This is a genomic window from Chryseobacterium sp. II3a, assembly GCF_057815135.1.
The window spans coordinates 136280-150010 of the sequence record NZ_JBYPZJ010000003.1; the positions used below are offsets into that span (position 1 = coordinate 136280).

Here is a 13731-nt window from a genome sequence, read left to right on the forward strand (position 1 = left end):
TATATTTATTGCATAATCAGCGTTAAGAAAATTACTTATTGCTAATTACTCATTACTTATATTTCCGTGTTCAGATCCCAGTTTTCAAGATAGTCGTGAACATGTTTAAGCATCATTCCGCCTAAAGATCCGTCTACAACTCTGTGGTCATAAGAGTGAGACATAAACATTAAGTTTCTGATAGCAATTACATCACCATCAGCCGTTTCTAGAACTGCAGGCTTCTTAACGATGGCTCCAATAGCAAGGATCGCAACCTGTGGCTGAGGAATGATTGGAGTTCCCATAAGGTTTCCAAAGCTTCCTACGTTAGAAATTGTATATGTTGCTCCTTGAGTATCTTCTGGTCTTAATTTCTTGTTTCTTGCTCTGTAAGCTAAGTCATTGATCGCTTTGGCAAGACCTGAAAGAGATAACTGATCAGCATTTTTGATAACAGGAACGATAAGGTTTCCGTCTGGTAAAGCGGTAGCCATACCGATGTTGATATTTTTCTTTTTGATGATGTTCTCACCGTTTACAGAAACATTGATCATTGGGAAATCCTGGATTGCTTTTACTACAGCTTTCACGAAAATAGGCATGAAAGTAAGCTTTTCTCCTTCACGTTTTTCGAAGGTTGCTTTATGTTTAGCTCTCCATTTTACAACGTTGGTAACGTCTGTTTCAATGAATGAAGTAACGTGTGGAGCAATTTGTTTTGCTTTCACCATGTTTTCTGCGATGATTTTTCTCATTCTGTCCATTGGAATGATCTCGTCACCTGCAGCAGCAGTAATCGTTGCAGCTGGTGCTGAAACTGGAGCTGGAGCTGTTTGTTGAACCGGAGCAGCCTGTTGAGCAGGTTGGTTTCCTCTGTTGGCAACGTAAGCTAAAATATCTTCTTTGGTAATTCTTCCTTCTAAACCGCTTCCTTTGATAGATTTCAGTTCAGTTTCAGAAATATTTTCCTGTTGTGCAATTGATTTTACAAGTGGAGATAAATAAAGATCTCCTGAGAATTCTACATTGGATGCAGCCACAGTTTGTAAAGGCTGCTCAATAGTTTTTAAAGTTTCAGTGTCCGGAGTAGCTGCCGGTGTTTCAGTGGTTACTTCCTCAGAAGCAGAACCTTCTCCTTCAATTTCTAAAATAGCAATGGCCTCACCTACTTTTGCAACTTCATCTTTTTGCTTTAAAATTTTTACGATTTTTCCCGAAACTGGTGTCGGAACGTCTGAATCTACTTTATCTGTTGCAATTTCTACTACAGAGTCATCCTCTTTTACGTTATCACCTTCATTGAATAACCAAGTGATAATTGTCGCTTCCATAACACCTTCTCCCATGGAAGGAAGCAATAATTTGTATTCTGCCATTTTTGATTTTTAGATTTTGACAAATATATAAAAAAAATCGGTTTTTTTATGAAATATATAATTTTACATGAATTCAATATAGATATTTTCTCCTACATTCAATCCAAACAGGCTTTTAGCTCCGTTTTTCTTACTGCCTTTATAAATAGTAAGCTCCAATAACTGACTATCATTGAAGATAGCCGCCGACTGCCCGTGGAATTCTGTCTCCCTTTCCCAGTCTGAAACTACTTCAGTATGGCTGGAAAATATCCTGGATAGACTCAGGTTTCTGAATTTTATGGTAAATCCTTTGTACCCTTTGCTGATATTTTCAAAGAAATCCTGATTGATATTTGAGATTATATTTCCGAAATTATCAATATAGGTAACTTCACCAATAATCATTCCTTCAGACTCATTATAAACCGCTCTTGGGAACATCAGCTGCTTGGCAGTATCTATTTTTCTGCCAATTACTTCAGGAAGGCCGCCATTAGCAAGATGTACCGCTGCCGGAACAAAAATATCTGTAGAAGTGAAATTGATAACATCATCAAAACGGTTGTTCAGTGTGATCTCATAAATGGCTTCCGGCTTAATGTCAAAAAAGATAAGGCTTAAAAGACCATTGTCTGCGGCCAGAAAGTAAGAACCATCAGCTTTGTAAAGGATATTTTTTCTGGATTTATGGTAAAAACTGTCTACAGAAAGGATGTGAATACTACCTTTCGGAAAATATTTATAAGCGTTTCTTACAATATAAGAAGTTTGTATAAGGTTGAATGCCTGGATATCGTGGGTTATATCAATAATATTAACCTCAGGGTTTAGAGACAGAATCTTGCCCTTCACAGCGGCGACTCTGTAATCTAAATTTCCGAAATCCGAAGTAAGGGTAATAATTGACATGAGCAATTTATAGAATAGTGTAGTCATGCAAAGTTATTTAAAATAAAAGGAAAGCCCGAAAGATTGTTGAAAAGAATTTGATATAAATTGAAAAAAAGCTTTAATTTTAAAATCTAAAAATAAAAATACTGCATGTTTGAATTGACCTATGATCTGGAAGAAATCGATGCGAAAATCTTCTATGGAGTTAATAACCAATATTTCAACTTAATAAAATCAAGCTTTCCGACCATTAAAATTACTGGAAGAGACCATTATATTTTTGCAATGGGAAATCAGGAAGCTTTGGACATATTGAAGCAAAAACTGGATGATATTGTAAAATTTATCTCAAAAAACAACTCAATCGGCCTTAAAGACGTCGAAAATATCCTGAATATTAAAGATGAAAATGAAAAGCAGCTCATTTTTGATCAGGACATCATTGTAAAAGGAGTAAACGGGAAGGTAATCAAAGCAAAGACAACCAATCTTAAAAAACTGGTAAAAGAAACAGAGAAAAAAGATATGGTTTTTGCGATTGGACCTGCCGGAACCGGAAAAACTTATACCAGTGTAGCATTGGCGGCAAGAGCCTTGAAGGATAAGGAAGTAAAAAGAATTATTCTTACCAGACCAGCTGTGGAAGCAGGGGAGAGCCTTGGATTCCTTCCGGGAGATCTTAAAGAAAAATTAGATCCTTATTTACAACCTTTATACGATGCACTTCGTGATATGATTCCTCATGAGAAGCTGGAAGGCTTCATGGAAAAGAAAGTTATCGAGGTAGCGCCGTTAGCTTTCATGAGAGGGCGTACCCTTGATGATGCTTTTGTAATTCTTGATGAGGCACAGAATACTACCCATGCTCAGATGAAGATGTTCCTGACAAGAATGGGAATGAATGCTAAATTTATCATTACAGGTGATCCAAGTCAGATTGACCTTCCAAAGAACCAGCAATCCGGATTGAAAGAAGCAATGAGGATTTTGAATGGAGTGAAGGAAATAGGTTTTGTATACCTTACAGAGGAAGATGTGGTAAGACATCCGGTGGTAAGGAAGATTATTCTTGCTTACAATGATGAAGAAAAGCGACTGAGAAATGATTAATTCTATGTAGATAAATTTCCATTAACCTTTTGTTAACCTTATTTTTTCTCTTAAAATTTGTTAATTTGAAAAAAATAATTAGTTTTGCAGTCCTTAAATGTATAACTAATTAACAATGAAAAAATTTTTACTTATTGCAGCTGTAGCTGTATTGGGAATTAATGCAAACGCACAGGAATTTAAATTTGGACCTAAAGCAGGTTACTCTTTATCAATGCTTAAGGCAACTGGCGAAGGAACTACCTACAAATTTGATTCAAAATCTACTTTCTATGCTGGGGCAATGGCAGAATATAAGTTTAACGATAAATTTGCCGTACAGGGTGAGGTTTTATACTCTCCAATCGGAGGTAAGCAGGAAGAAGCTGTTGCTTTTACTGAAGCGGGTGTAAATGTAACAGGTACTGAAAAAACAGACTGGAAACTGGGAACTGTACAAATTCCTATCAGTGCTAAATATTATGCTACTGAGAATTTAGCTTTCGGAGTAGGTCTTAACGTAGGTGTTATTTTTTCTGCAAAAGTGAAATCAACATTAGAATTATCAGGGTCAGCTTTAGGAGAATCATTTTCTGAATCAGAAACTACTACTACAGATGTGAAGGATCACATGAATAAACTGAACTTAGCTCCTTTTGTTGGTGCTGAATATACGCTTGAGAACGGATTGTTTTTTGATGCGAGATATAACTTAGGAGTTTCTAACCTTGCTAAAAAGGAGGATGGAGAAAACGGAACTTTGAAAAACAGCTTTATCCAAGTAGGTGTAGGTTTCAAATTTGGAGGAAACTAATCTTAAAGATTCTTATAAAAATAAAAAAAACAGGACAATTTTTGTCCTGTTTTTTGTTTTCATAAACATCATTTATATAAATATATTCTGTGATGAAAATAATTAGTATTTTTGGGGCGTAAAATTTAAACTTAAAAAAATGAAAAAGCTATTATTAGTAGGTGCTTTTGCACTTTTAGGAGGGGCTGCTCAGGCGCAGGAAGGTTTAAAATTAGGTGGACACATTGGTGTTCCTGTATCTGATGCGAGCAATGTATCTTCATTTACACTAGGAGTTGATGGAGCTTATATGTGGAATATTGCTAAAGGATTTGACCTTGGGGTAGCAACAGGATATTCTCATTTCTTCGGAAAAGATCACTTTGATGATTTCGGATTTATCCCTGTAGCGGTTGCTGGTAAATATAAATTTAAAGGAGCTCCTATCTTCGTAGGATTAGACTTAGGGTACGGAATTTCTACTAAAGATGGTGTAAATGGTGGTTTCTATGCACAACCTAAATTTGGATACCAGATGTCTAAAGGAGAATTGTACATAGGATATCAGTCTATCAGCAACAGACGTGATCACGGTTGGTACAGAGAAGACTGGAACGTGGGTGCTGTTAATTTAGGATACAACTTCTTTATTAAATAAGAATATATTGAAATAAAATAGAAACTCCGGCCTTTGGCCGGAGTTTCTCATTGTATCATATCTACTGTAGATATGATAAAACTTTAGCTATCTAGCTCTATTGCATCATATTGAGATAGTAAAATTAATCCCAAATTATAAACAATTGTTTAATTTTCAAGACTTAATTCCTTAAAAATTAACATTTTAACAGGGGTTATTTTGAGGTGTTTAGCCAAATTATCATCATTTTATTAAAATTCGAAAATTTTAAAAATTAAACATATTAGGCTCTGGTTGAGGAATTGTTGTTTTTTTATTCATAATATTGTGAAAAACCTAAAAAGCTCCCTTTTATATGATTTATTTTTACAAACCGTTAAATTTTAACAATGATATTAATCACATTAACAAATTTTAATATTAGTGGAGACGACTGTAAATTTGCCTCCAGAAAGTATTAAAATTTTTTAAAATGAAAAAAATATTATTAGCGGGTGCTGTTGCACTTTTTGGTTTATCAAATGCTCAGATTGCTAAAGGTACTACATATGTTTCAGGACAAGTAGGTTATTCTCAAAACGAAAATAACAATACAGATAAAAAAGTAGAGAGCTTTAAAGTTCTTCCAACTGTTGGTTATTTCGTAAACACTAACTTAGCTGTAGGTTTAGGCGTAGGTTATAGAAATGATAACGAAAAAGTAACTAAAACTACAGGTACTAACCCTTTAATGGTTACTGAAGGTAAAGATACTGAATCTGCATTCGTTGTAGCTCCTTTTGTAAGAAAGTATTGGACTATTGGTGAAAAATTATACATTTTCGGTCAATTAGAAGTTCCTATGGCTTTCGGACAAAACAAATCTGAAGGTACTGTTACCACTACAACTACTACACCAGCTGGAACAACTGTATCTACTTCATCTGTATCTGATAAGACTAACTTTACTTCTATCGGAGTTAACGTTAAGCCAGGTTTAGATTATTTCTTAAACAAGAACTGGTCTATCGAAGCTACTATCGGTGAATTCGGATACAACACTTACAAGCAAGATGTTGATGGAGCTAAGAGAGTAAACGATTATAAATTCGGATTGAATTTATCTTCTGTAACTTTCGGAGTTAAATATGTATTTGCAAAATAATAAACAAAGCATATAATAATAGAGCCCTAGGATTATTATCTTAGGGCTTTTTATCTTACTACTATTTAAATATATAATAATCATGAAAAAAATCTTATTAGCATCTGCAATTGCTTTATTTGCAGGGCTTAATGCACAGACAACATTTGGTGTAAAAGGAGGATACGCTTTATCTAAATTAAACTTTAATGAAAACAGCATTGAGCTTGATGGAGCTAAAGGAACGATGAAATCAAAGTCTGGATTTTATGTTGGAGCTTTGGTAGAGCATAAGTTCAATAGTAAATTTGCGATTCAGGGAGAAGTAGAGTATGCCAACTTAGGCGGAAAAGCAGAGGTTGCTTTACCATACGGGATTAAAGTAACTGAAAAAATAAACCTTAATAGAATTGTAATTCCTGTCTCTGCAAGATATTACGCGACGCCTGAATTAGGTATTTATGCTGGCCCATATGTAAGTTTCAAAACAGATACTAATGTGAAGTTTGATGTAACAGGTCTGCCTGTTGGTGCTTCTGTGAATCCAGCCGCTGTTAGAGAAGGAGAACAAATTGTAGAAAAACAGTTTAATGACAACATGAAGTCTACTGATTTCGGATTGTTTTTCGGAGCTGATTATACCGTATACAAAGGTTTATTTGTAGATGCACGTTATAGTTTTGGGTTGACCAATATGGTTAAGAATCCTGTCGGTGACGAGAAAGTAAAGATGAATTTCTTCCAGCTTGGGGTTGGATATAAGTTTAAATAACTCCATTAATAATCATGAAAAAACTATTATTAGCAGGTGCAGTAGCGCTTTTCGGGCTTTCTAATGCTCAAATGACTAAAGGTGACTGGGTAATCAGTGGAAATACAGGAATGGGCTTTAATAACGTTACAACTACAGTAAAAGCAGGAGGTAAGTCTACCGACAGTCCAACAGTAAACACATTCTCAATCACACCTTCTGTGGGGTATTTCGTTATTGATAAATTAGCAGTGGGTATTGATTTAGGATATGTAAATAGAACCACAAAATATGATGATGTTAAGTTTACAAACTCTACATTTTCTGTAATGCCTACAGCAACTTATTATTTTACTAATTCCAGCAAACTGGTTCCATTCCTTGGAGCGGGGATAGGTTATGGATCAAATAAGGAAAAGACTTCTTTTTCCGGCGTTCGCAATGGAATTTATGATCCAATTCTTATGCACGATACAGAGACCACTACAGATGGTTTAGCATGGAAAGTAAAAGGAGGAGTAACTTATATGGCAACTTCTTCTTTAGGGATTAATCTGGGGATTTCTTATGATCAGTTTTCAAGTAAAGCAACTGTTATGAATACAGACGTTAAGACAAACATTAATACTTTCGGTGTAAACGTTGGTTTTTCTTATTTCATCAAAGGAAAAGGGCAGAAATCTGATAAATAATCAATTTATTTAAAGGTAAAAAACAAAAAATCCGACTCAGTTTTGTAGTCGGATTTTATATTTTGATGAGATTTTTTCTGGATTATTTTCCAAACATTCCGCCCATTCCAGGCATATTCGGCATTTTGCTCATCATCTGCATCATTTGCTTTCCTTGAGGTCCCTGCATCATCTTCATCATTTTACCCATCTGATCGAATTGTTTCATCAATTGATTTACATCTTCGATCTTTCTTCCTGCACCTCTTGCAATCCTGTTTTTTCTCTGAGTATTGATAATAGAGGGTCTTCTTCTTTCTTCTGGTGTCATAGAGTAGATGATCGCTTCAATATGTTTAAATGCATCATCGCTGATTTCTACATCCTTGATGGCTTTTCCAACCCCAGGAATCATTCCCATAAGGTCTTTCATGTTACCCATCTTTTTGATCTGGTTGATCTGCTTTAAGAAATCGTCAAAACCAAACTCGTTTTTAGCAATTTTCTTGTGAAGTTTCTTAGCTTCCTCTTCATCAAACTGCTCCTGAGCTCTTTCTACTAAGGAAACAACGTCTCCCATTCCTAAGATTCTGTCGGCCATCCTTTCCGGGTAGAAAAGATCAAGGGCTTCCATTTTCTCTCCTGTAGAGATAAATTTGATTGGTTTTTCAACTACAGAACGGATCGTTAATGCAGCGCCCCCTCTTGTATCACCATCTAACTTGGTTAAAACAACCCCGTCAAAGTTCAACGCATCGTTGAATGCTTTAGCCGTATTCACGGCATCCTGGCCAGTCATGGAATCCACTACGAATAGAGTTTCCTGCGGTTTAATGAAATAATGTACGGATTTGATCTCGTTCATCATCTGCTCATCAATCGCTAAACGACCTGCTGTATCCACGATTACTACATCGTGATTGTTAGCCTTTGCAAAGTTGATCGCGTTTTCAGCGATGGTAGAAGGGTTTGTAGCTCCTTCTTCAGTATAAACGGGAACATTAATTTGTCCTCCTAATACTTTTAGCTGATCGATCGCAGCAGGACGGTAAACGTCACAGGCTACCAATAATGGTTTTTTATTTCTTTTTGTCTGTAAATAATTAGCAAGTTTTCCAGAGAAAGTAGTCTTACCAGAACCCTGAAGACCTGCAATAAGGATTACAGATGGTTTTCCTGAAAGATTAATCCCTTCCTGAGAACCTCCCATTAAATCCACAAGCTCGTCATGAACAATTTTTGTCATCAACTGCCCCGGAGTAAGGGAAGTAAGAACATTTTCGCCTAAAGCTTTATCCTGAACTCTTTTAGTAAGATCTTTTGCAACTTTATAGTTAACGTCAGCATCTACCAATGCTCTACGGATTTCCTTTACGGTTTCCGCTACATTGATTTCGGTAATTTTTCCACGTCCGGAAATATTATGTAATGCCTTGTCTAATTTATCCTGTAAACTATTAAACATATTTATTGTAAATTATAGGTTTGCAAAAATAAGGAATTTTTAAGAAACCTGAGTATGATGGACTTAATATTATAAGATTTTGGTTAAAGTTGGAAGCTGGAAGCGAGGAGAAGGAGGTTTTTTAGTTGATAAAATGAAATGTGTTTGTTTTATGTATTACTTTTATAGAGTTTCTAAAGTGTTCTATAATAGTAGGCGAGGGGAGAAAATTTTCGAGGTCGATAAAAATAAATAAGACTATTTATTAATAATGTATTTTTAATATTAAGCACTCCAGACTATTTTAAAATAAAAACAAGTTGAATTGCGGTTTTGTAGAATAGTAACTTCCATCATCCAGCTTCCATCCTTAATAATAATATAGAAGAATTCACAATTCTTTTGTTTCAGAAATTATAATCCTATTTTTGCAGCATGAATTTTCTTGATAGTTTTATTATTGTATTATTAATATCAATCCTTAATATAATAGTATATATAATATTTAAAAAGTATTTGTACGGCAAACAGGATGCTGGAATGAAGTTTCTGGTCATTAATCTCTCTAAGGACCTGATTTGGTTGATTGCTTCTTTAGTAATAATAGAGAAGACTAAAGCTAATTTTCTCTTTATAGTGATCTGTTTTCTCATCGCTTCATTCCTTATTTATTTACCCATAATAAAACTCATTAATAAGTCTTGATTTTTTTGATGATAAAAATCAATTTTTAGTATTGGTAAAGTTTAATAAAATCGATATATTTGCACACGATTAAAAAAGAGATATGAACAGAAAAATTTCTTCATTATTTTTCGCATTTTTATTTGTGTTTATAAGCAGTTTAGCTTCTGCTCAACACGAATCAGAAGGAGAGAAATCAGCGGAAAAAGTAGAGAACAAAGAAGTGAAAGACGGCTTCAATGCGACCACAATGATCATGGAACACATTGGTGATTCTAATGAATGGCATTTATGGACTACAAAAGATGACAGTGGTGAAGAACATCACGTTTCTATCCCTTTGCCTGTTATCATTAAAGATAATGAAGGATGGCATACTTTTCTTTCTAGCAGTATTGCTCACGGACATGAACATGATGGGTATACTTTAGAGCACGGACAGGTAGTTTCTACTAAAGGTGTTGAGAAAGCTACATTATTTTCAATCATCAGTGGGAAGCAAAAATCAAACGAAGTATTTTTTGATCTTTCAGTAACAAAAAATGCAGCTTCAATGTTCTTGTCAGTACTTTTTATGGCAGTAGTGTTCATAGGAATGGCAAGAAACTATAAGAAATCGCAACTTCCAAAAGGTATCGGGAAATTTATGGAGCCAGTGATTGTATTTATCAGAGACGAGGTGGCTATCCCAAACATCGGGTCTGTTAAATATAAAAGATATATGCCTTATTTATTAACTGCATTTTTCTTTATCTGGATTAACAACTTATTTGGATTAATTCCTTTCTTCCCTTTCGGAGCTAACCTTACAGGTAACATTGCGATCACAGCAGTATTAGCAATTATTACATTATTAATTACATTATTCAGTGCAAATAAAGATTACTGGAAACACATCTTTATGCCGCCGGTTCCAATCTTATTGTACCCAATCATGGTTCCAATTGAGATTATCGGAATCTTTACAAAGCCTTTCGCTTTAATGATGCGACTTTTCGCTAACGTTACAGCGGGACACATTATGATCTTGGCGATCGTTTCATTGATCTTCATTTTCAAAACTCCATTATTAGGATTTGCATCTGTACCATTAGCATTATTCGTTTCAGTATTGGAATTATTGGTAGCAGCATTGCAGGCATATATCTTCACTGTATTATCCGCACTATTTATCGGAATCGCAGTTGCAGAGCACGAACATGAGCACGGTCACGAAGAGCACGCTCACTAATTAAAAGAAAGAATTTAAAAATAATTTTTTAACTAATATAATTTATTTATTATGGATTTATCAACAGGAGCAGGATTAATTTACGTAGGTATCGGTTTAGCAGTACTAGGTGTAGGTCTAGGTATCGGTAAAATCGGTGGTCACGCAATGGACGCTATCGCTAGACAACCAGAACAAGCTGGTAAGATTCAAGGAGCAATGCTTATCGCTGCTGGTCTTATTGAAGGTGCTGGTCTTATCGCGATCATCTTTGGTGCTTTCATCAAGTAATCTATCCTCAAAAAACATTCTTAGCAGTAAAGCGGTTGGCTGCTGCTAAGAATTTTAAAAAACAATCCATAAAATAACATTTAAAAAAAGAATTTACAGATATGGGAATTATTGAACCTGGAATTGGACTTTTGTTTTGGATGACCCTTACTTTTGTTATCCTATTGTTTCTTCTAGCTAAATTCGCTTGGAAACCAATTGTAAATGCTGTTAATGAAAGAGAAACTTCTATCGTTGATGCATTGAACCAAGCTAAATTGGCTAAAAAAGAGATGGAAGATCTTAAAGCTGACAACGAAAGAATCATTCGTGAAGCTAAAATCGAAAGAGACGCTATCCTTAAAGAAGCTAGAGAAATTAAAGACAGAATCGTAGGTGAAGCTAAAGATGTTGCTAAAGCGGAAGGAGACAAACTTATCGAAGCTGCTAAGCAAACTATCAACGCTGAGAAAAATGCTGCAATGGCAGATATCAGAACTCAGATCGGTGCTTTATCTGTAAACATTGCAGAATCTATCTTGAAACAAAAGTTAGATAACACTGAAGCTCAAAACGAATTAGTTCAAAATTATATCAACAAATCTAACCTTAACTAAGAATGCTTACATCTAAAGTAGCGAAAAGATACGCACAAGGTTTACTTGATTTCACTAATGAATCAGGTCAGACAGCTGCCGTATTTTCTGAAATGAAAGATGTAGTGAAGATTATGGCTGAATCTAAGGATTTGAACAAATTCTTCCTTACTCCTTACATTGATGCAAAAAAGAAAATAGAGGTAGCAAACGAAATTTTCAAAGGTTTATCAGCATCTTCCCAGAATTTGATTAGATTGGTTATTAAGCACGGACGTGAGAACCAATTAAAAAATATCGCTCAGGAATTCATCAACAAAGTTGAAGATATCAACGGAGTACAAAGAGTAACGCTTACAACAGCTACTCAGCTTTCCAAAGAGAATATTGATCAGATTCTAAGATCTACCAACTTGGTGAATGCAAACTCAAACTTCGATTTGAAATTAATCATCAACCAAGATATTTTAGGGGGATATATCCTAAGAGTAGGAGACCAGCAGGTAGACGCGTCTGTGAAGACCAAATTGAACCAAGTTAAAAAAGATTTCCAATTAAATTAAGAAAAACAACCATACAATGGCAGAAATAAATCCGGCAGAAGTATCTGCGATCTTAAAACAGCAATTGGCCAACTTCGATACTCAATCAAACGTTGAGGAAGTAGGTACAGTTTTAACCATCGGTGATGGTATTGCTCGTGTATACGGGTTAGAAAACGTACAATACGGAGAGTTGGTGAAATTTTCTAGTGATGTAGAAGGTATTGTACTTAACCTTGAAGAAGACAACGTAGGGGTTGCTCTACTTGGTGAAAGTAAATTAGTAAAAGAAGGGGATACAGTAAGAAGAACAAACAGAATCTCTTCTATCAAAGTAGGAGAAGGTATGTTAGGAAGAGTAGTAGATACTCTTGGTAACCCTATCGATGGTAAAGGTCCTATCACAGGAGATTTATACGAAATGCCATTAGAAAGAAAAGCTCCTGGAGTTATCTTCAGACAACCGGTAACTGAGCCTTTACAATCTGGTATCGTTGCAATTGACGCGATGATTCCTGTAGGAAGAGGTCAGAGAGAGCTTATCATTGGTGACAGACAAACGGGTAAAACTACTGTTGCGATCGATACGATCATCAACCAAAAAGAATTCTTTGATGCTGGTAAACCAGTATATTGTATATATGTTGCTATCGGGCAGAAAGCTTCTACTGTAGCACAAATCGTTAAAACACTTTCTGATAAAGGAGCTTTGGCTTATACGGTAATCGTTGCAGCTAACGCATCAGATCCAGTTCCAATGCAGGTATATTCTGCAATGGCAGGAGCTTCTATCGGTGAGTTCTTCAGAGACACTGGTAGACCAGCACTTATCGTTTATGATGATTTATCTAAACAAGCTGTTGCTTACCGTGAGCTTTCTCTACTATTGAGAAGACCACCGGGCCGTGAAGCTTACCCTGGAGACGTTTTCTATCTTCACTCAAGACTATTGGAAAGAGCTGCAAAAGTAATCGCTGATGACGAAATTGCTAAGCAAATGAATGACTTACCAGAGTCTCTTAAACCAATCGTGAAAGGAGGTGGTTCATTAACTGCTCTTCCAATCATCGAAACTCAGGCAGGTGACGTTTCTGCGTATATCCCAACTAACGTAATCTCTATTACAGACGGACAGATCTTCTTGGAGTCTGATCTATTCAACTCAGGGGTTCGTCCTGCGATCAACGTAGGTATCTCTGTATCGAGAGTAGGAGGTAACGCTCAGATCAAATCAATGAAAAAAGTTTCTGGTACGCTTAAATTAGACCAGGCTCAATATAAAGAACTTGAAGCGTTTGCGAAATTTGGTTCTGACCTTGATGCTTCTACTTTAGCAGTAATCTCTAAAGGAGAAAGAAACGTAGAAATCCTTAAGCAGCCGGTAAATGCACCACTTCCTGTAGACAGTCAGGTAGCGATCGTATATGCTGGAACAGAAAACTTAATGAGAAACGTTCCATTGAACAAGATTAAAGAATTCCAACACGAGTATATCGAGTTCCTAAGATCTAAGCACCCTGATACTATGGCTGCTATCAAGTCTGGGAAAATTGATAACGATATTACTAGCGTTCTTAAGCAGGCAGCTAACGATTTAGCTTCTAAATACAACTAAAAAAATTCAATGTTTAAGGTTTAAAATATAATGTTTTAAGCCTTAAACTTTAGACCTTAAACTTTGAACCCA

General features: G+C 35.6%; 14 protein-coding genes. 11 read left to right on the plus strand and 3 right to left on the minus strand.

The genetic code is table 11. From position 1 onward, the window contains the following. Nucleotides 1-56: 56 nt before the first annotated feature. A complete protein-coding gene (locus AC3HD6_RS09130; protein WP_488896056.1) occupies nucleotides 57-1358 on the minus strand; it encodes a dihydrolipoamide acetyltransferase family protein in 1302 nt (433 codons plus the stop codon). Between the two features lie 63 nt (nucleotides 1359-1421). Further along, nucleotides 1422-2249 (minus strand): SAM hydrolase/SAM-dependent halogenase family protein, encoded by an 828-nt coding sequence (locus AC3HD6_RS09135; protein ID WP_488896435.1) that lies wholly within the window; start codon nucleotides 2247-2249, stop codon nucleotides 1422-1424. Between the two features lie 132 nt (nucleotides 2250-2381). Here AC3HD6_RS09135 and AC3HD6_RS09140 point away from each other — a divergent pair, with 132 nt between their 5' ends. The 6 genes from AC3HD6_RS09140 to AC3HD6_RS09165 all read left to right on the plus strand — a co-directional run bounded on the left by AC3HD6_RS09140 (nucleotide 2382) and on the right by AC3HD6_RS09165 (nucleotide 7319). Next, nucleotides 2382-3341 carry a PhoH family protein gene (locus AC3HD6_RS09140; RefSeq protein ID WP_488896057.1) on the plus strand — a complete coding sequence of 320 codons (960 nt, stop codon included), beginning with the start codon at nucleotides 2382-2384 and terminating at the stop codon, nucleotides 3339-3341. A gap of 115 nt (nucleotides 3342-3456) precedes the next feature. Continuing rightward, a complete protein-coding gene (locus AC3HD6_RS09145) occupies nucleotides 3457-4134 on the plus strand; it encodes a porin family protein (RefSeq protein WP_488896058.1) in 678 nt (225 codons plus the stop codon). A 139-nt stretch (nucleotides 4135-4273) separates the two neighbouring features. After that, nucleotides 4274-4771, plus strand: coding sequence for a hypothetical protein (locus tag AC3HD6_RS09150; RefSeq protein WP_488896059.1), 498 nt, complete (start codon nucleotides 4274-4276; stop codon nucleotides 4769-4771). Between the two features lie 454 nt (nucleotides 4772-5225). After that, entirely contained in the window at nucleotides 5226-5897 is a 672-nt protein-coding gene (locus tag AC3HD6_RS09155; RefSeq protein WP_488896060.1) for an outer membrane beta-barrel protein, read from the plus strand. Nucleotides 5898-5979: 82 nt separating this feature from the next. After that, the gene (locus tag AC3HD6_RS09160) at nucleotides 5980-6648 is read left to right on the plus strand and encodes a porin family protein (protein WP_488896061.1); all 669 of its coding nucleotides are present in this window, start codon (nucleotides 5980-5982) and stop codon (nucleotides 6646-6648) included. 14 nt (nucleotides 6649-6662) lie between these two features. Next, nucleotides 6663-7319 (plus strand): OmpW family outer membrane protein, encoded by a 657-nt coding sequence (locus tag AC3HD6_RS09165; protein ID WP_488896062.1) that lies wholly within the window; start codon nucleotides 6663-6665, stop codon nucleotides 7317-7319. An 82-nt stretch (nucleotides 7320-7401) separates the two neighbouring features. Here AC3HD6_RS09165 and ffh read toward each other — a convergent pair whose 3' ends face one another. Then, nucleotides 7402-8763 (minus strand): signal recognition particle protein, encoded by a 1362-nt coding sequence (gene ffh / locus AC3HD6_RS09170; protein WP_068943517.1) that lies wholly within the window; start codon nucleotides 8761-8763, stop codon nucleotides 7402-7404. A gap of 766 nt (nucleotides 8764-9529) precedes the next feature. On the opposite strand from ffh, the gene atpB reads away from it, so the two are divergent. The 5 genes from atpB (at nucleotide 9530) to atpA (ending at nucleotide 13659) form a co-directional block, all read left to right on the plus strand. After that, a complete protein-coding gene (gene atpB, locus AC3HD6_RS09175) occupies nucleotides 9530-10657 on the plus strand; it encodes a F0F1 ATP synthase subunit A (protein WP_045497331.1) in 1128 nt (375 codons plus the stop codon). Between the two features lie 51 nt (nucleotides 10658-10708). Further along, nucleotides 10709-10927: an ATP synthase F0 subunit C gene (locus tag AC3HD6_RS09180; protein WP_007844726.1), complete on the plus strand. Its 219-nt coding sequence runs from the start codon at nucleotides 10709-10711 to the stop codon at nucleotides 10925-10927. Between the two features lie 101 nt (nucleotides 10928-11028). Next, nucleotides 11029-11523: a F0F1 ATP synthase subunit B gene (locus AC3HD6_RS09185; RefSeq protein ID WP_068943515.1), complete on the plus strand. Its 495-nt coding sequence runs from the start codon at nucleotides 11029-11031 to the stop codon at nucleotides 11521-11523. Between the two features lie 2 nt (nucleotides 11524-11525). Continuing rightward, a complete protein-coding gene (gene atpH, locus AC3HD6_RS09190; protein WP_065398061.1) occupies nucleotides 11526-12065 on the plus strand; it encodes an ATP synthase F1 subunit delta in 540 nt (179 codons plus the stop codon). Between the two features lie 16 nt (nucleotides 12066-12081). Next, nucleotides 12082-13659: a F0F1 ATP synthase subunit alpha gene (gene atpA, locus AC3HD6_RS09195; protein WP_123911281.1), complete on the plus strand. Its 1578-nt coding sequence runs from the start codon at nucleotides 12082-12084 to the stop codon at nucleotides 13657-13659. Nucleotides 13660-13731 lie beyond the last annotated feature (72 nt).